At 36.4% G+C, this 19,136-nt stretch carries 19 protein-coding genes and 2 pseudogenes; 3 read left to right on the top strand and 18 right to left on the bottom strand.

The window, feature by feature from the left end:
- Positions 1–19 precede the first annotated feature (19 nt).
- The 11 genes and pseudogenes from BK579_RS17020 to BK579_RS17070 form a co-directional block, all read right to left on the bottom strand.
- Positions 20–799 carry an enoyl-CoA hydratase gene (locus BK579_RS17020; protein WP_078547497.1) on the bottom strand — a complete coding sequence of 260 codons (780 nt, stop codon included), beginning with the start codon at positions 797–799 and terminating at the stop codon, positions 20–22.
- A complete protein-coding gene (locus BK579_RS17025) occupies positions 799–1,683 on the bottom strand; it encodes a 3-hydroxyacyl-CoA dehydrogenase family protein (RefSeq protein WP_078547499.1) in 885 nt (294 codons plus the stop codon). Before BK579_RS17025 ends, BK579_RS17020 begins: the two co-directional genes overlap by 1 nt.
- A gap of 95 nt (positions 1,684–1,778) precedes the next feature.
- Complete coding sequence (locus BK579_RS17030; RefSeq protein ID WP_078547501.1) at positions 1,779–2,345, bottom strand: TetR/AcrR family transcriptional regulator; 567 nt, start codon at positions 2,343–2,345, stop codon at positions 1,779–1,781.
- Positions 2,346–2,403: 58 nt separating this feature from the next.
- A pseudogene (locus tag BK579_RS17035) lies at positions 2,404–4,017 on the bottom strand (long-chain-fatty-acid--CoA ligase).
- A gap of 442 nt (positions 4,018–4,459) precedes the next feature.
- Positions 4,460–5,212 carry an SDR family NAD(P)-dependent oxidoreductase gene (locus BK579_RS17040; RefSeq protein WP_078547502.1) on the bottom strand — a complete coding sequence of 251 codons (753 nt, stop codon included), beginning with the start codon at positions 5,210–5,212 and terminating at the stop codon, positions 4,460–4,462.
- A gap of 4 nt (positions 5,213–5,216) precedes the next feature.
- Positions 5,217–5,989 (bottom strand): annotated as a pseudogene (locus BK579_RS17045) (thiolase family protein); the annotation flags it as partial.
- A gap of 10 nt (positions 5,990–5,999) precedes the next feature.
- Positions 6,000–6,773 (bottom strand): SDR family oxidoreductase, encoded by a 774-nt coding sequence (locus BK579_RS17050; protein WP_078547504.1) that lies wholly within the window; start codon positions 6,771–6,773, stop codon positions 6,000–6,002.
- 32 nt (positions 6,774–6,805) lie between these two features.
- A complete protein-coding gene (locus BK579_RS17055) occupies positions 6,806–8,014 on the bottom strand; it encodes an acyl-CoA dehydrogenase (protein ID WP_078547506.1) in 1,209 nt (402 codons plus the stop codon).
- Positions 8,015–8,340: 326 nt separating this feature from the next.
- Entirely contained in the window at positions 8,341–8,523 is a 183-nt protein-coding gene (locus tag BK579_RS17060; protein ID WP_078547508.1) for a hypothetical protein, read from the bottom strand.
- Positions 8,524–8,593: 70 nt separating this feature from the next.
- The gene (locus BK579_RS17065) at positions 8,594–9,469 is read right to left on the bottom strand and encodes an NAD(P)-dependent oxidoreductase (RefSeq protein ID WP_078547509.1); all 876 of its coding nucleotides are present in this window, start codon (positions 9,467–9,469) and stop codon (positions 8,594–8,596) included.
- A gap of 22 nt (positions 9,470–9,491) precedes the next feature.
- Positions 9,492–10,412 (bottom strand): YncE family protein, encoded by a 921-nt coding sequence (locus BK579_RS17070; protein ID WP_078547511.1) that lies wholly within the window; start codon positions 10,410–10,412, stop codon positions 9,492–9,494.
- Between the two features lie 181 nt (positions 10,413–10,593).
- On the opposite strand from BK579_RS17070, the gene BK579_RS17075 reads away from it, so the two are divergent.
- Both BK579_RS17075 and BK579_RS17080 read left to right on the top strand, forming a co-directional pair.
- Positions 10,594–10,701 (top strand): YjcZ family sporulation protein, encoded by a 108-nt coding sequence (locus BK579_RS17075; protein WP_078547512.1) that lies wholly within the window; start codon positions 10,594–10,596, stop codon positions 10,699–10,701.
- Between the two features lie 32 nt (positions 10,702–10,733).
- Positions 10,734–10,856 carry a YjcZ family sporulation protein gene (locus BK579_RS17080; RefSeq protein ID WP_078547514.1) on the top strand — a complete coding sequence of 41 codons (123 nt, stop codon included), beginning with the start codon at positions 10,734–10,736 and terminating at the stop codon, positions 10,854–10,856.
- A 117-nt stretch (positions 10,857–10,973) separates the two neighbouring features.
- Here the strand turns inward: BK579_RS17080 and BK579_RS17085 are convergent, their stop codons facing one another.
- Positions 10,974–11,759 carry an SDR family oxidoreductase gene (locus BK579_RS17085; RefSeq protein ID WP_078547515.1) on the bottom strand — a complete coding sequence of 262 codons (786 nt, stop codon included), beginning with the start codon at positions 11,757–11,759 and terminating at the stop codon, positions 10,974–10,976.
- Between the two features lie 83 nt (positions 11,760–11,842).
- Positions 11,843–12,064 (bottom strand): hypothetical protein, encoded by a 222-nt coding sequence (locus BK579_RS17090; RefSeq protein ID WP_078547517.1) that lies wholly within the window; start codon positions 12,062–12,064, stop codon positions 11,843–11,845.
- 132 nt (positions 12,065–12,196) lie between these two features.
- On the opposite strand from BK579_RS17090, the gene BK579_RS17095 reads away from it, so the two are divergent.
- Positions 12,197–12,868, top strand: coding sequence for a GNAT family N-acetyltransferase (locus BK579_RS17095; protein WP_078547518.1), 672 nt, complete (start codon positions 12,197–12,199; stop codon positions 12,866–12,868).
- Between the two features lie 7 nt (positions 12,869–12,875).
- On the opposite strand, the gene BK579_RS17100 is transcribed toward BK579_RS17095, so the two are convergent.
- The 5 genes from BK579_RS17100 to glcT form a co-directional block, all read right to left on the bottom strand.
- Positions 12,876–13,700, bottom strand: a complete 825-nt coding sequence (locus BK579_RS17100; RefSeq protein WP_078547520.1) for a trypsin-like peptidase domain-containing protein — start codon at positions 13,698–13,700, stop codon at positions 12,876–12,878.
- Positions 13,701–13,751: 51 nt separating this feature from the next.
- The gene (gene ptsP, locus BK579_RS17105) at positions 13,752–15,464 is read right to left on the bottom strand and encodes a phosphoenolpyruvate--protein phosphotransferase (RefSeq protein WP_078547522.1); all 1,713 of its coding nucleotides are present in this window, start codon (positions 15,462–15,464) and stop codon (positions 13,752–13,754) included.
- A 3-nt stretch (positions 15,465–15,467) separates the two neighbouring features.
- Complete coding sequence (locus BK579_RS17110; protein ID WP_078547524.1) at positions 15,468–15,728, bottom strand: phosphocarrier protein HPr; 261 nt, start codon at positions 15,726–15,728, stop codon at positions 15,468–15,470.
- Between the two features lie 30 nt (positions 15,729–15,758).
- Entirely contained in the window at positions 15,759–17,822 is a 2,064-nt protein-coding gene (gene ptsG, locus BK579_RS17115; protein WP_078547526.1) for a glucose-specific PTS transporter subunit IIBC, read from the bottom strand.
- A gap of 198 nt (positions 17,823–18,020) precedes the next feature.
- Positions 18,021–18,866, bottom strand: a complete 846-nt coding sequence (glcT, locus tag BK579_RS17120) for a glucose PTS transporter transcription antiterminator GlcT (RefSeq protein ID WP_078547528.1) — start codon at positions 18,864–18,866, stop codon at positions 18,021–18,023.
- Positions 18,867–19,136: the final 270 nt, after the last annotated feature.

A 19,136-nucleotide genomic window follows, 5' to 3' on the forward strand; every position in this document is an offset into this window, starting at 1 on the left:
CAACTCCTCCTGAATACTTTTATCGATGAGTAAAGACCGGTCTTCTTTTTTCAATAAAAGCTGATACACCCTCTTTAATATCTTCTGTCTGAAAAACCTCTTCAAATAGTTCAGCTTCTCTTTCAATACTTGCTTCTAATGGTAAATTTGCACCGTCATCAACTGCTTTTTTTATTCGCGATAGCGCTTGCAATGAATGTCGACTGATTTTTCTTGCGAGGTCACTAGCAGCAGTTAGTCCTTCCCCTGTTGGAACGACTTTATTTACCAAGCCAATTTTTTCTGCTTCAGCAGCAGTAATTGGGTCACCTGTAAACATTAGTTCCTTCGCTTTAGACTCACCAACCACTCTTGGTAATCTTTGCGTTCCACCACCACCTGGAAAAAGACCAAGTTTAATTTCAGGTAATCCAATTTGTACATGTTCTTCTGCAATTCGAATATCACATGTTAAAGCTAGCTCACAGCCTCCACCATAAGTAAGACCATTAAGAACAGCAATAGTTGGTTTGTTAAATTGGTCAATATAGTTCAATACTTTATGAGTTTCCATAAAACTAGATTTAATCCCAGCTTTCCCAATTAAGTTAGGAAACTCCTTAATATCTGCACCAGCCATAAATGCTTTACTTCCTGATCCTGTCAAAATCACAGTTACCACCTCATGATCTTTTTCAAGTGCCTGAAAACTTTGATAAAGTTCCTCAACAACACTTGAGTTCATAACATTTAGAGGTGGATTATTGATTGTAATTGTGGCAGTACCATTTTGTTTTTCAACTTGTAGAAATTGTGCCATTAATTTTCCACTCCTTTTTGTACATAATCATAAAATCCTTTTCCAGTCTTCCTTCCTAAATGCCCCGCCTTTACTTTTTCCTCAATACATTTAGGTGGTTTATCTGCCAGATCACCTGTTTCAGCAAAGCGTTGTTCCATTACGTAATACCCAACATCAATTCCTGATAAGTCCATTAATTGGAATGGTCCTATTGGATGATTTAGCGCTTTTCTACAAATCGTATCAATATCTTTATAATCGCAAATACCTTGTTCATATAATTGAACGGCTTCGCGTTGGAGTGCACCTAGAATTCGATTGGCAACAAAACCTGAAATTTCTTTTCGAAGCAAGACACCCGTTCGATTTATTCTTTCACAAACTTCCATAGTTAATTGAGCGGTTTCCTCAGATGTATCTTCACTCATCACAACCTCTACACAGTCCATTACAAGAGGAGGAAAGAAAAAGTGCATATTACATACTTTGTCTGGTCTTTCGGTAACACTTGCAATTAATGAACTTACAATTGTAGAACTATTAGATGCTAAAATTGCATGTGAAGGAGCAATTTTATCCAGTTGTTGAAAAACTTCTTGTTTCACGGACAACTTTTCCACAATTGCCTCAATCACAAAGTCAGCATTTGAAGCAGCCTCTTGTATACTAGAGGTAAATGCAAGTCGTCCAAAAGCAGCATCTTTTACATCTTCTGCTAGTTTTCCTTTTGCAACCCATTTATCCATTAGAGCTTCTAAGCTTTCTTTTGCTTTCTCTAAAGCATGTTGATTAACATCTTGAATGGTCGTCCGAAACCCTCCAAGTGCACATAACATTGCAATTTGATGACCCATTTGGCCCGATCCCACTACACAAATTCTCTTAATATCATTTATATTCATTCATAATCTCCTCTCATTCTCTTCCACTTACTAACCGGTTGGTATGTTGCTTATAAAAAAATAGAAAGGGATACAACCTCCTTTCTATTTTTTTCTTAAACCATTTCAATACCACTTAAAATCATATCAACGAAGACTTGTGCCACTTCTTGGTCCGTTAATTTCCCCTTAGGATTAAACCATTGGTAGCTCCAATTCGTCATACCAAGAATTCCAAATGTAACGATGTCTACTTTTAAATCTTTCTTAAACTCCCCATTATTTACACCTTCTTCAAGTAAAGCCTGAATATTTGTACGAAATTGATCTCGCTTCGGAATGATTTGTGAAAGATGATCTTCCGATAAATTTCTCATTTCTCGGAAAAAGACACGAGCACTTGGTCCTCTTGATTCAATTGTGTGAATCAACATATAGACCATTTCATATAATTTATCCTTACTAGAGTTATCCTCATTATTCAAGATTTTCTGTTGTCCTTCAAGAAGATCTTGAATATATCCCATATGGATATCCATGAGAAGTTCTTCTTTGCTAGAAAAATAGTAGTAGAAAGTTCCTTTTGTTACACCAAGAGCATCTACAATATCTTGAATTGATGTTTCAGAGAAGCCCCTTTCACCAAATAAAGCGATACTTTGCTCTGTAATTTTGTTTTTCATGCAGTAAACCTCTTTCAGTATAATTATCTTAAAATTATACCATATTTTCCATCGTGTCTTAGTGCTTAGGAACCACTTCTTCTCTCAATACTCTTCTTAGAATTTTACCAACATTTGTCTTAGGAAGTTGTTCTCTAAATTCTACAATTCTGGGAACCTTGTAAGTTGCCATATGCTCCTTGCAGTATGTGATAATATCTTCATCAGTCGCATTCTTTCCCGATTTTAGTACCACGACAGCCTTAACTGTTTCCCCTCTGTATTTGTCTGGAACTCCAATTACAACAGCTTCTTGCACTGCTGGATGCTCATAAATTACCTCTTCAACATCACGAGGGTAAATATTATAGCCACTGGCAATAATCAGATCTTTTTTGCGATCAACAATATAAACGTACCCGTCTTCGTCGACACGAGCAATATCACCTGTGTACAACCAGCCATCTCTTAATGTATGGGCTGTTTCTTCAGGCATATTCCAATATCCCTTCATTACCTGTGGACCTTTTATCACTAACTCCCCAAGCTCACCAGTCGGCACTTCTACCATCCCCGTACCTAAGTCTACAACTTTATAGTCAGTTGATGGAAAACCTATTCCAATACTACCTGGCTTTCTTTCGGCAAACATTGGATTACAATGAGTGGTCGGTGATGCCTCAGACAACCCATATCCTTCTAAAACTTTTGCCCCAGTTTTACTTTCAAATTCTTTCATTAATTCAACTGGCATTGGAGCACTCCCACTATTACAAATTCGTATACTATCAATTCCATACTCTTGTGCCTTCGGATGATTTGTTAAGGCCACATACATCGTCGGAACCCCTGGGAATGTAGTAGGTTTTTCTCTTTTTATTGTTTCTAACATTTCCTCAAGCTCAAATCGAGGTAATAATATATTAGTCGACCCACAATAGATTGATAGGTTCATCCCTGATGTCATTCCAAATACATGAAATAGCGGAATAACTGTTAAGGCTCGTTCTTCTCCAAATGTGAAATCATTCTTGAAAAACTCATAGGATTGAAGAACATTGGCCACGATATTTCTATGAGTTAACATCGCACCCTTTGATCTTCCCGTAGTCCCACCAGTGTATTGAAGAACCGCAATATCATTCTCTGGCTCAATGTCCACAGGTGTAAATTTACCTGTTGCAGATTGCATATAAGATTCAAAAGTGTAGTCTGGTTCAAAGGATTGATCTGTTGGTTGAAGACCAACGACAATTACGTTTTTCACATTTGTTTCAGCTTGAACCGACTTTAATCTCGGATAAAGTGCATCATAGACGATAATAGTTTCTGCAGCCGAATCTGAAAGTATATGCTGAAGTTCTCTTTCCACAAGCATTGGATTTACCTGAGTAACAATTCCACCTACTCCTAAAATTCCATAGTAGGAAATCACTTACTGTGGACAATTCGGAAGCATGATTGCAACACGATCCCCTTTTTGGACACCATTTGATTGAAGTGCTGATGAAAAAACATATGCTAATCCAACCAATTCCTTATAGGAGATTCGCTTATGATAAAAAACAATTGCTTCGTTTTCAGGAATTTTTTGTGCGCTTTCCTGGAGAATATCATTCATTGTAATCTTAGGAATTTCAATTTCCTTTGAAACCGAATTAGGATATTGTTTTAGCCAACTTTTCTCTCTCATGTAAACGCCTCCATTTTTTTGTTGATACTTTATCAATAATGTTAGATACCTAGTTATCAGGAGTTAAGAACTCGGACAAAAGGCACAGTGGTGTTCCTCCAATTTACCGAACTTTGACACTTGTTTGTATTTCCTTCCGCCAGAATTTCTTTCTACTTTGGCCCGATTTCCCGTCAAACCCGCCGAATTCAATCACTTTTCCACCGTATTTTCATACTTGGACACACGGTTCGATTGCCTTTCGCCGGATTTCTTTCTACTTCGGCCCGATTTCCCGTCAAACCCGCCGAATTCAATCACTTTTCCGCCGGATTTTCATACTTGGACACATGGTTCGATTGCCTTACGCCGGATTTCTTTCTTCTTCGGCCCGATTTCCCGTCAAACCCGCCGGATTCAATCACTTTCCCGCCGTTTATTCGACTTGAACTCACGTGAGACATTAAAAAGTAAGTCCTCCCCCATCCACATGAATAGTGGAACCCGTTATAAATGATGCTTCATCTGAAGCTAAGAATAAAACTGCATTTGCAACTTCTTCTGGCTGACCAATTCTTCCAAGTGCATTTGCTCTCGAGATAATTGGCCATTTTCGATCGTTTTGTTTCCAACCATCAATAATCGTCGTATCAATAACACCAGGAGCAATGGCATTAATACGGATATTTTTGTTACCATACTCCAATGCCGCATTTTGAGTTAGTCGAATTACGCCACCTTTTGAAGCGTTATAAGGAGCCATATATTTTTGTCCTTTAAACCCTAATAAACTTGAAGTATTAATAATCGAGCCACTACCTTGTTTTTCCATATAGGGTATGGTAAATTTCATTCCTAGGAAAACTCCTTTTAAATTAACATCAATGACATGTTCCCATTCATCAACTGAAAGATCCGCTAATTTCACCTCCGAATTTCCAATTCCAGCATTGTTGAATAAAATATCTATTTGGCTATATTCGGCCAATGTTTCTTTTACTAGATTCTGTATTTCAGCAGGATTTGCCACATTAGCTTTAACAAAGATTGCTTCTCCATCTTTTTCTTTAACAAGCTCAACTGTTTCCAAACCAAGTTCACTATTCACATCAGATATTACAAGCCTAGCACCCTCTTGGGCTAAGCGGAGAGCTGAAGCACGACCAATCCCTCCGCCACCCCCAGTAATGATTGCCACTTTATCTTTTACTCTCACAGATTTATCCCCTTTCGAGTATTGGTGCTATTCCTTGTCCTCCACCAAAACAAGCTGTAACTAAGGCATATTTTGCAGATCTTCATCTAAGTTCATAAACTGCATTTGTTACTAAAATCCCCCCAGTCGCTCCGAGTGGATGTCCATGTGCGATTGCCCCACGGTTCACATTTAACTTTGAAGAATCAAGGTGCAACTCTCGATCACAAGCAATTACCTGAGCAGCAAATGCCTCATTTAACTCATTTAAATCTATTTCATCAAGAGTTAATTTTGCTTTCATTAAAACTTTATATATAGCTGGAACTGGACCAGTCCCCATAATATTAGGATCAACTCCAGCTACCGCAAATTCTCGGATGGTAGCCAATGGTTCCAAACCTAAATCGTTTGCCTTTTCTCTACTCATAATAACTAGAGGTGCAGCAGCATCATTCAAGCCTGGACTACTACCAGTAGTAACTGTTCAATTCTCTTTAAAAGCTGGTTGTAACTTCCCTAGTCCTTCAAGAGCCGTGTTTGGTCGAGGGTGTTCGTCTTGCTTAAATAAAAGTGGTTGCCATTTACGTACAGGAATTGTAATTGGAACAATTTATTCTTCGAATCTATCTTCTTCCATTGCTAGAGCCATTTTTCGTTGGCTATTAAAAGCAAATTCATCTTGTTCTTCTCTTGTAATCTCGTATTTTTCTACTGGATTTTCAGCTGTAATACCCATTGGGGATTTCCTATTTCCTTTGGTGATAATTGAGATGAACGTAATTTTGGTGAATATGAAAAACAGTATTTATAAAACGTGTGTTCCACCATCTACGACAATCGTATCACCAGTAATATAATCAGAAGCTTTCGACGCAAGAAAAAGTGCTACTCCCTTTAAATCGGTATCAGTACCAAAACGTCTCAAAGGAGTCCCTTCTAATATTCTGTCTTTCCCCCTCTCTATTAACACCTTTGACATCTTTGTTGGAAAAAAACCTGGGGCTATTGCGTTAACATTAATATTGTATTGCCCCCATTTAGCTGCAAGATCCTTCGTAAATGTAATGACTGCACCTTTACTAGTGTTATATCCAATCGTATCCATATATCGAGGGTCTGTTCCACCTAATCCAGCAACTGAAGAAATATTAATAATTTTTCCTCCACCTTGCTCAATCATAAACTTTCCAACTGCCTGACTCATAAGAAACACAGCATTTAGGTTAACATCCATTACTTTTTTCCATGCCTCATAAGGCATCTCTGCAACAGGTGCCCCCCATGAAGCACCACTATTATTTACGAGGATATCTATTCTTCCAAACTCATTTATCGTTTCTTCAATCACACTTTTAAGATCCTCAGAATTAGTTACGTCACACTTTATAGCTAGTGATCTAACCCCTTTATCTATTAAGCTACGAGAAACCTCTTCACAGGCCTCTATTTTTCTAGAACATACAACTACATTTGCTCCTGCTTCAGCAAAACCTTCTGCAATTTGTTTACCTAAACCTCTACCACCACCAGTAATAATGGCTGTTTTTCCTGTTAAATCGAAGAGTTCAAGGACATTCATGAATTTCACTCCTATCTGTAAATTTTTATTAGTTAGCGATACTTTTTAAGTTCTAATTTTGCTACTTGTGCTTTATGAACTTCGTCTGGTCCATCTGCGATACGGAGTGTTCGTGCATTCGCCCATTGTGCAGCTAGTGGGATATCATTACTAACACCTGCACCACCGAAAGCTTGAATGGCTCTATCAATCACAGCTAGAGCCATATTAGGAGCAATAACTTTAATCATCGCTATTTCTGCCTTAGATTCTTTATTACCAACTGTGTCCATCATATAGGCGGCTTTTAAAGTTAAAAGACGTGCTTGCTCAATTTCGATTCGTGACATTGCGATCCATTCTTGGATCACGCCTTGCTGTGATATTTTTTTTCCAAACGCTTCACGTGATTGAACACGCCCGCACATATATTCTAACGCTCGTTCAGCCGCACCTATTAATCGCATACAATGATGGATACGACCTGGTCCAAGCCTACCTTGAGCAATTGCAAACCCCTTACCTTCACCCCAAATAATATTTGATAGAGGGACACGAACATTCTCAAAGGTAATTTCAGCATGCCCGTGTGGAGCATGGTCATACCCAAATACAGGTAACATTCGTTCTATTTTGACTCCGGGAGTATCCAACGGGACAAGAATCATTGACTGCTGCTCATGCTTTGGTGCATTTGGGTCATTCTTTCCCATTACAATCGCAATTTTACAGCGTGGATCACCAGCTCCTGAAGACCACCATTTCGTTCCATTTATGACATACTCATCTCCTTTACGAATAATACTAGCTTCGATATTTGTTGCATCAGCTGAAGCGACTTGTGGTTCAGTCATTGAAAAGCAAGAACGAATGTCACCATTCAATAATGGCTTCAACCATTGCTCTTTTTGATCCTCTGTCCCATATCGAACAAGTACTTCCATATTACCGGTATCAGGAGCATTACAGTTAAATACCTCTGGTGCAATTAAAGACCTCCCCATAATCTCACAAAGAGGGGCATATTCCGAATTCGTTAGACCTGCACCATATTCACTTTCTGGTAAAAATAAATTCCATAGACCTTGATTTTTAGCTTCTTCCTTCAGCTCTTCAACAATTGTTGGAACCTCAGTCCAACGATTTGGTTGTTGATTTAATTGGTCTTCATAAAGTTTTTCATTAGGGTAAATGAATTTATTCATGAAAGCGTTTACTTTTTCCTGCAAATCTATTACCTTTTTTGAATATGAAAAATTCATTATCGCTAGCCTCCCTTTTAATCACATTACTTACTAACCGGTCGGTATGTTAGGTATATATTAATAATACAACTCTTTCCCAGAATTATTCAACTATTTTTCTAAAAATTCTAAACCTTACTTTAATTAATTCAAAATTTATAAAATAAGTTTTAAAATTCCCTATTAATTATAAATTTTCCAAAGGTACTAGTCCCTTAAGCTTATGTACATATATTATTTTTATAAAATAACACAAAAAAAGATTGCCCCTAAAACTCTGACCTATCGATTAATCGGTAGTAGGTCAGAATTTTAGGAAAGACAACCTTTTCTGTGCTGCAGAATTAAAAAGATCCCTTGTATTCTCCATCATTTTTTGAAGATTTTTTACGTTTTTCTTTTTCTTTATGCTTTTGATTAGCATCATGACTTCCAACTTCGTGACTAAACTCTGAATCAGTTTTTGCCGAATCAAAGCCTTGTTTATTCTTTTGATCAGCATCATTTTTCTTTGTTCGCTTTGCCATATTTATCACTCCTTGTATCGCTATGTGTTTCAAACATAGTTTTTACAACAAGTGCAATTTCATTCAATGTCTATTTTAACAATTTATATAATGCTTGTGTACCGGAATCTCCTTCACCCGTTTTCTCTAATTGGTCATATAAAGATTTTGCTAATTTTAAGCCTGGAGTATTCATATCCATCTGCTCTGCTTCCTCGATAGCTATTTGCATATCTTTAATAAAGTGCTTAATATAAAAGCCTGGATGGAAATCGCCACTAATCATTCGTGGAGCTAGATTACTTAAAGACCAACTTCCAGCTGCCCCTGCAGTTATACTCTTAAGTACATTTTCTGGGTCTAATCCTGCTTTATTGGCATATGCAATTGCTTCTGAAACACCTATCATATTTGATGCGATGGCTATTTGATTACACATTTTCGTATGTTGACCAGCACCAGCTCCGCCTTGGAGAACAATATTCTTACCCATACACTCAAAAATAGGTAAACACGCCTGATAAGCCGTCTCATCTCCACCAACCATAATAGTTAACCTTGCTTCTCTTGCACCAATATCTCCACCTGAAACTGGTGCATCCAGGGTATGGATCCCCTTTTCCTTTGCTATCTTATGTATCGTTTTGGCTAATGTTGGTGTAGAAGTTGTCATATCTATACAATATGATCCACTCTTGGCATTATTTAATATTCCATCTTGGCCTAAATACACTTCTTCTACATCCTGTGGATATCCTACGATTGTAATAATAACATCCGCTGCTTTTGCTAAATTTGCTACAGAATCGTGCCAAAGGGCTCCTTTTTCTACTAATTCATCTGCCTTTACTTTTGTACGAGTATAGACCAACACTTGATAGCCCGCATTCAATAAATGGCTTGCCATACTTTTGCCCATTACACCTGTTCCAATAAAGCCAATGACTTTTCCTTCTTGTGTATCCAAGAAAAGTCCTCCTTCCTAAAATTTATTTTTTCAAGTAAGCAATTCCATCAGGATGAATTCCGACCTTAATTCGTCCTTCTTCCTCTAACGTTTCCATATTAATAATGGACACATCATTTGTTTTATTATTTGCCACAAAAGCTTTACTACCATCCTCATTAAAAACTGTACCACCAGGCCATACCCCAACTCTAATACGCTTCACTTCCCATGGTTTGACAGTGCCTTTAAGCTCAAACTTTGTATCAATTATTGATAAATCTCCAGATTCTCGGTTTGGTATCAATGCGTATTTTCCGTTAGGTGAGAATACGATTCTTATTGGACAAGTCCCTATTCTTCTTTTATGTAAAGTCTCTAAACTCTCAGTATCAATGACAAACAATGTATTATCTTCCTGGTTTGCTACATAGAGCTCTTTTCCATTAGGATGAACAGCCACACCTTCTGGTCCTTTACCTACTGGGAAATGATTAATGATTTCTTCTTTGTTTACATTCACAACTGTGATGTTGTCACTACCTATATTTGGTACATAAACTGTTTCACCATTCGGTGAAAATGAAATCATATGTGAATACTTCTGATACGTAGGAATAACTTTTTCGATAGAGTCGGTTGCTGTATCAATTATAAACACTTTTTCACTATAAGTTGAAGCCATATATAACTTTTGTCCATCGTTTGTAACTCCTAAGCCATGGGGAAAGTTAAAATCTTCATGCTCTACCTTTTTTATGATTTCAAAAGTATCGTTGTCGATGATATTAATTTTATTTCCTAATGAACAAGTCACATACGTTTTCTTACCATCTGGGGTTACCACAACCTCATGAGGGTTATAGTCTGTCTCAATTGTCTTTTCAACCAATTGGTTTGTTAAATTTACAAATGATACTGTATCTTCGTCTTTGTTTAAAACAATCAGGTATTCTTTATTCATAATTTCCTCCAAATTAAATATTTCTTTTCGCATTCCTAAATAATATCATATTTTTTTAATCCTATAAAAACAAACTATTTGTTTATCACCCATAAAAATTTAAAAAATTGGTGATTTGTACCTGTCGGACACTAGTGAAGTTACATAAAGTATAACAAATCGATTGAGGAGGTGTTTCGTAATGGGTGCTGTTGCAGGTGCTGGATATGGAGCAGGTTTTGCTTTGATCGTTGTTCTATTCATTTTATTGATCATTGTAGGTGCTGCGTACGTAGGTTACGGATACTAAAACTAAAAAGATAAAGAAAGGAGATGTTAAGAATGGGCTATTGTGGATATGGATATGCGGCTCCTGTTGCGCCTGTTTCTGGTTGGGGTAGCGGATTTGCATTAATCGTTGTATTGTTCATTTTATTAATAATTGTTGGGGCAGCTTGGTTATAAAAACTTGTAGGTAAGAAGTTTTCCTTATGATTATTTTAACTGGAATTCTTGAAGCCAAAAGTTAAACTATAAAAAAAGCCACTCTATGCCATTAATGCATAAAGTGGCTTTTTGACATTAAACAGATTTAACCATTCCCCCATCTACTAAATATGAATTACCTGTCATGTATGAATTAGCATCAGAGACTAAAAATGTCACAAATTTCGCAAACTCGACTGGTTCACCATATCTTCCTAATGGGATGTTTGATTTCATTTTTTCCTCAATTTCCTCTTTTGTAATCCCAAGCTTCTCAGCATTTACTTGGTCTAAAAAACTAACTCGCTCTGTAGCAATTCGTCCAGGAGCTACAGTGTTAATTAAAATTTGATCTGTTGCAAGCTCTTGTGCGAGTGATTTAGTTAGGCCTACAATACCCAACCTAAAAGTGTTTGATAATAGAAGACCAGGTATTGGTTCCTTAATGGAGGAAGATGCAATATTAAGAATCTTCCCTCCTTGTTTTCTAAGGTATGGAAGTGTTTCTCTTATTACACGGACATAACTCAAGAGATTTAACTCAAACGAATTCTGCCAATCTTCATCTGTTAACTGATCAAAGGATCCTGCTGGTGGTCCCCCTGCATTATTTACTAAAATATCAATGCGTCCAAATAGTTCTTCTGTTTTCGATACCAAGTTCTTAATGTCTTCAAGTTTCGTAATATCAGCCTTAACATATGAAACCTTACCGGTGCCAACTACAGCTATTTCTTTTTGAACCTTCACAAGTTTATCTTCATCTCGGCTCGAAATAACAACATTAGCTCCCTCTTTTACCAGTTCAGTTGCTATTGCTTTTCCAAGTCCTTGACTAGAAGCTAAAACCAAAGCAACTTTTCCTTTTAAATCTAACTCCATTTTTCCACCCTCTTCGATTCAATTCTATTATCATTATATATGATAGCGAAAAACGAAGGAAAGAATTAGGATTAAAAAGAGAATTACTTTTCCCCATCAAAAAACTTGCTAAACCGTTTCATCGCCTTATCTTGTTTCGGTTGTAAGTGAAAGGGATTTTTGGGTTGAACAAAATTTTCAGTATTCATATCAACACTGATGCCCATTTTTTCACCAGCGGTCGACAATGAATCATTAATTATACTTTCGTATCTCTCATCCGGATGCGGATTTCTATCATGAAATTCTTCTTCATTTCTTGTCATAGTTTAAACACCTCCTCTCTTTTAAAATTTGTTTCTGAACAAATTTTATGTATAGTTAAATATGTAGGGAGAGATTTAAAACAAAAAATCCCAATTTAATTATTAACTAAAAAGGAATTAGGTGAAAGAACCATGAACAAAGATTTTTTTGTGTTTGACAGTAACATTCCACGAAAAGCTGTTATTAGAAATTATACAGAACAAGACTTTGAGAACTTAATTCGAATTCAACATGAATGTTTTCCACCGCCATTTCCTTCTGAACTGTTGTGGAATAATGAACAATTAAGTAATCATGTGAAATTATTTCCTGAAGGTGCACTTTGCGTTGAAGTCGAAGGAGTGCTGTGTGGTTCCATGACTGGACTAAGGGTCGATTTTAGTCCACAACATCCTTTGCACTCATGGGAAGAAATTACGAGTAACGGATATATCACTAACCATAAAAATACAGGAAACACTATATATATTGTTGATATTTCTGTAAGTCCTACATATCGCTCATTGGGCATTGGAAAATGGCTAATGCAATCCATGTATGAGGTAGTAGTACATTTAGATGCTGACCGTCTACTTGGGGGTGGTCGATTATCAGGATTCCATCGACAATCTTCTAACATGTCTGCTGAGGAATATATAGAAAAAGTATTATGTGGTGAGTTGAAGGATCCCGTTATTACTTTCTTGCTTAAGTGTGGGAGAACACCTGTACAGCTTGTAGAGAATTATTTGGATGATGAAGAATCAAAAAATTATGGGCTATTAATGGAATGGAAAAACCCATTTAAAAAACTGGCTCCATGATCGTTCCTTAAGAGCCAGTTGAATTAATATAATGGATAAACTGATTAATTGGAGTAGCAATTCCTTGTGTTGCTTCTCCTTCTCCTATTGCTGGAATTGTTTTCGCATATATGACACCAATTACTTTTCCTTCTTGATTGAGGACAGGACTACCACTGTTTCCTTTATGAACTAGCGCATCTAATCTAAGTGACCCTGATTCATCTTGATTAACGATTTTACCATCTATTGCAATCCTGTGGTATGCAAGAGGATTTCCGATTATGTAGACAGCTTCTCCAATTTCCCATGGTTGATCATTAACATTAACAAGTTCAAGAAAAGGATATTCAAAATCAGTCTTGATATCAACTAAAGCAAAATCAATGGTTGGATCAGACACGATCACTTCTCCCTGTAAAAAATCTCCATTAGGAAAACTAACAACAATGTTTGACATATTTTCCACTACATGATGATTCGTTATAATCATTCCATTTGCTGCTATATTAAATCCAGTACCTTTAATCCCATTTCCTTCAATTGTTACAATAGCTTCTTTAGAAAGTTGGATGATTTCTTCCTCAGACAACCTTTGTGATTTTTGTAGAAATTCAAAAGAAGGCAAATTAAACATTTTAAACCAAACACTAAACACACCAGTAAGAAGTGAGAAAACAAGTAAAAAGACAATCACCTTTACGAAAAACTTCATTGTTGGATTATGCTTATCCTTTATTGAATCTTCTTCCGCCTTAAAATCTTCTAAAGATGGCTCCTCATACTTATCATAATCAGTTTCTTCTTCATTCCATTTGTTCATCCTATCACCTAATCCATTAGTTCTTTTCATTAGTATACCAAAAAAAGACCAGACTCCCTTAGAAATCTGATCTTTTGGTGATTATAGGTTTTTTTGAACAAACTCAACAACTTCTTCTGTTGTACCAAATGAAAGGATTTGGTCCTTTAAGTTAGCGAGCTTTTCTTTTGAAAGCTTCTTAATCTGTGAACGGGCAGGTAGAATCGACGTAGCACTCATACTAAACTCATCTAAACCAAGTCCGAGTAAAATCGGTATGGCAATCGGATCTCCAGCCATTTCTCCACACATTCCAGCCCACTTGCCTTCTTTATGTGCAGCATCGATAACTGTACTAATTAATCTAAGAATTGACGGGCTATACGGTTGGTATAAATAAGCAACTCTTTCATTCATACGGTCTGCAGCCATTGTATATTGAATTAGATCGTTTGTTCCAATACTAAAGAAGTCCACTTCTTTAGCAAATTGATCAGCTAGAACAGCTGTTGATGGAATTTCAACCATTATCCCAATTTCAATCTTATCAGATACGTTTGTACCACTTGCTACAAGCTTTTCTTTTTCTTCTAGCAGAATTGCTTTGGCTTGGCGGAATTCATCAAGAGTTGCGATCATCGGAAACATAATTTTTAAATTTCCGTAAGTACTTGCTCTAAGTAGTGCACGTAATTGTGTACGGAAAATTTCTTGCTCCTCAAGGCAAAGACGAATTGCTCGGTAGCCTAAAAAGGGATTAAGTTCCTTCGGGAGATGTAAGTAAGGAAGCTCCTTATCTCCTCCAATATCAAGTGTTCTTACAACAACAGGCTTTCCTTCCATCTTTTCTAGAACAGTCTTATATGCGTCAAACTGCTCTTCTTCAGTTGGAAGTTGGTCTCTTCCCATATATAAAAATTCAGTACGGTATAGGCCAACACCTTCACCACCGTTTGCTAAAACTCCTTTAACATCTTCTGGAGTTCCAATATTAGCAGCTAGTTCCACATGTTGTTCATCACTAGAAACTGTTGGTTCATTAATTAACTTAGCCCACTCCGTTTTTTGTGCTTCATATTGTTCTTTTTTGGCTTGATATTCAGAGATTACTTGCTCGCTTGGGTCAACAATAACATGACCATCCAGTCCGTCAACGATGACAAGCACTCCATTTTTAATATCAGAGGTTACAGTCTTAGTCCCAACTACTGCTGGAATTTCCATTGAACGGGCCATAATAGCTGAGTGAGATGTACGACCTCCAATATCCGTTGTAAAACCTTTAACATAGTTACGGTTCAGCTGCGCTGTATCTGATGGAGTTAAATCTTCAGCAATAATAACAACTTCTTCCGATATCATACTCGGGTTAGAGATTGTAACGCCTAGAAGATGTGCTAAGACGCGCTTAGTTACATCCTTAATATCAGCTGCACGTTCTTTCATATATTCATTATCCATTGATTCAAACATAGAGATAAACATAGATGCTGTCTCATTTAAAGAATATTCAGCATTAACGTTCTCACTCTTAATTCGATCTTTAATCGGATTAACTAATTCTGGATCGCTTAATACAAGAAGATGAGCAGCAAAAATTGCTGCCTTGTCTTCTCCAAGTTCTTGATTTGCTTTGTCTTTAATAACTTCTAATTCTTGTTTTGCAGTTTCTAATGCTACATCAAATCTAGAAACTTCTTCTTCTGTATTGGTAATATTCTTCTTTTCAATTGTTAAATCTGGGTTTTCTAAACGATAGGCTTTTGCAAAAGCAATACCAGCTGAAGCTGCAATACCATTTATCATTTTAGCCATAATTTACAGTCCTTCACTTGAAAAAGTTTCTGCAAGTGCTGCCAATGCCTCTTCTGCATCAGCACCTTCAGCAGTGATTTTTATTTCAGCACCCTGACCAATTCCTAGTGACATAACACCCATGATTGATTTCAAATTAACAGAACGTCCGTTAAATTCTAAATTAATATCAGAGTTAAATTTTCCTGCAGTTTGTACTAATGCTGTTGCTGGTCGTGCATGAATCCCAGATTCACTAGATACTTTAAATGTCTTTTCAGCCATGTTCATTCTCTCCTTTTTATTAACACATTTTTATTTAATTGTAATAATATCTTCTTGCTTAAGGTCTACAGTACCATCTGTATTAATAACTACTGCTTCACCATTTTTTAAATTAGTAAATACGATTGGTGTAATGGTTGAAGTAGCATTGTTTGCCACAAAATCTAAGTCTACTTTTAGAATTGGTTGACCTTTTGTGACCTTATCACCTTGACTAACAAGAGCCTCAAAACCTTCACCTTTTAGATTAACAGTATCAATACCAAAATGAATTAAAATTTCTCTACCTGCTGCTGTTTCAAGTCCAATGGCATGTTTTGTTGGGAACAAGTTAACAATTGTACCATCAACTGGTGCAACAACTGTCCCTTCCTTAGGTAAGATGGCGAATCCATCACCCATCATTTTCCCCGCAAACACTTGATCTGGAACATCAGTAATTGGTAAAATTTTACCATGAATTGGAGCTACAAATGAGAAATCCTCACTACTTACTTCATTTTGCATTTCATCTGGTACTACATCTTCAATCTGTTCCTGTACCTCTGTGTTTGGTGATACGATTGTTGGAGCAGGTGTTTTACCATCCATAATATCTTTGATCTGTGATTTCAATGTATCTGATTTGGGACCGAAGATCGCTTGAATATTATTACCTATTTCAAGTACACCCGAAGCACCTAATTGTTTCAGACGGTCCTTGTCAACTGATTTAATATCATTTACAGATACACGTAATCTTGTAATACATGCATCTAGATGAGAAATATTTTCTTTTCCACCCATCGCTTGTAGAACATTGAATGGTAGTTCACTTACTTTTCCTCGATTTACTTCTGCACCCTCTTGAATCACTTCACGTCCAGGTGTTTTTAAGTTAAATTTTCTAATCGCAAATCTAAATCCAAAATAATAAATTGGTGCTAAGATTAATCCAACAACGATAACTAGCCACCAGTCAGTTCTATTCGGTAGTACTCCGAATAAGATAAAGTCTATTACCCCACCAGAGAATGTCATACCAATTTTCACATTTAACATATGCATAACCATAAATGATAGACCAGCAAAAACTGCGTGAATCGCGAAAAGTATTGGTGCTACAAATAAGAATGAAAATTCCAATGGTTCAGTAATACCTGTTAAGAATGAAGTAAGTGCTGCTGAACCCATAATACCTGCAACAAGTTTTTTTTGCTCAGGGCGTGCTTCATGATATATTGCTAAAGCAGCTGCTGGTAATCCAAACATCATAAATGGGAATTTCCCAGTCATAAATGTACCGGCTGTAAATTCGGCACCATCACGAAGTTGAGCCATAAATATACGTTGATCTCCCCGGAAAACCTCTCCTGCAGAGTTTGTCCACTGTCCAAACTCATACCAAATTGGTGAATAGAAAATATGGTGTAAACCAAATGGGATTAATGAACGTTCAATTAAACCAAATACAAATGCAGCGATTGTACGATTAGCATCAATTACATAGTAAGAGAAGTGATTTAACCCAGTTTGAATTGGTGGCCATATAAATACAAGTGCAATACCTACTAATAAAGATGTTACAGCTGTAATAATTGGCACAAAACGTTTACCGGCAAAGAAACCTAAGTATGATGGTAATTCCATCTTGAAGTATTTATTATACATCGCGGCCGCTAAGACCCCAATTATAATACCTCCAAATACCCCTGTTTGAATGGTTGGAATTCCTAAAACTGTTGCATATGCTGCTGAATTTTCAGCAACCATTTCAGGTGTAACACCAATAACTGCTCCCATCGTTACATTCATAATTAAGTAACCAATGATCGCTGCTAACGCTGCAACACCTTCGCCTCCTGCAAGGCCTACCGCTACACCAACCGCGAATAATACCGGTAAGTTGGCAAATACAATATCTCCTGATCTTTCCATTACATTCGCTACAAGAACAATCCAATCATTTTCCAGAAATGGAAGACGTGCAACAGTATCAGGATTTTTCATTGCATTACCAAACGCTAGAAGTAATCCAGCTGCGGGTAGTAACGCAACAGGTAACATTAAAGCTTTACCTACTTTTTGTAATGTTCCAAACAAGTTCTTGAACATCGTAGTTGAACCTCCTTTTAGATATTTGTGACTCCCAACAAACTTCGTTAAACGTTTACACATTTTGGAAAAATAAAAAAGGCATGAGGAGTTGATGATAAAAATGTACAAGGATAGATTACCCTTATTACATAAATTAAATCATCAAATTCACTCATGCCTGATCGAATCAGTAACACGTAAATTTACATGTAAAAATTATTCAGATTTATTAACCAACCGTTGAAGATGCATTGTTAAATAAATAGCTTCTGCATCATATACTGGTAACTTTAATGTTTGTTGCATCACTTTAATGACTTTCCACGAAAGATTATAGCATATAGGATATTCCTCTTTCAATACTAAAGCTAGTTTTTTTGGTTCTTTCACAGATTCGCCATTTTTTACTCGTTCAATAGTATACCGTAGATGTCTTATTAGCCTTAAATAATGAACACTTTCTTTATCAATCTTTATTTTAAGTCCAACTTCAATGATACTTATTAGCTGATTAATTAGTTGAGAGTATTTATTGATTTCAGATATCTTTTTGTTAACTAGTGCACTATGGATATGTAATGCAATAAATCCAATTTCACCCTCTGGCATACTAATGTTAACTTTCTCCGAAACAATTTTCACAACATCACCAGCAATTTTATACTCCAATGGATACATCGTTTTCGTTTCTATTAGAAATGGGTTTGTCATCTCTAGTCCCTGTTGTATACGCTTTATTGCAAATGAAATATGATCTGTTAATGCAACATGGATATGTTCATTTATTGGTGTGTCTACAGATTTCTTAATAAAATGAATGATTTCATTCATCATTTCAATTATTTTTTCATCTATGGTAGAAACAAGTTTCTTATATTGCTCTTGTTCTTTCTCATTTTCAAGAATAAAGATTTTTTCTGCAGAATCTGGAGTGATTTGCTCTCCATTTTTTTTATTAAAACCAATTCCTTTACCTATCAGAACTACTTCCTTATAAGAGGTATGTTCGGCAATTAAGACATTATTGTTCAATATTTTTTTTATTGTAAAGGACTCCATCACCGAATCCTCAACTCCTTCTAGTAACATAACTTCAAGTCAATGTAATCCATATTACAAGCAGTAATAGACCTTAGTCAATAAATATATATTAAATGGAAGTAGATTCCTCAGCCTTTGTGATTAAATAATGGCAAAAAAATCGCTGATACCTTTAATGCTTTTTTAAAATTAATGAATAAAGAACAAAAGTGTAACAAAAGATATACACAAACTATACGAAGGGAGGGCAAATAAATAGCGGCAACTAACAGCAAGAACATACATCATGAA

This window comes from Litchfieldia alkalitelluris, from assembly GCF_002019645.1.
GTDB lineage: Bacteria > Bacillota > Bacilli > Bacillales > Bacillaceae_L > Litchfieldia > Litchfieldia alkalitelluris.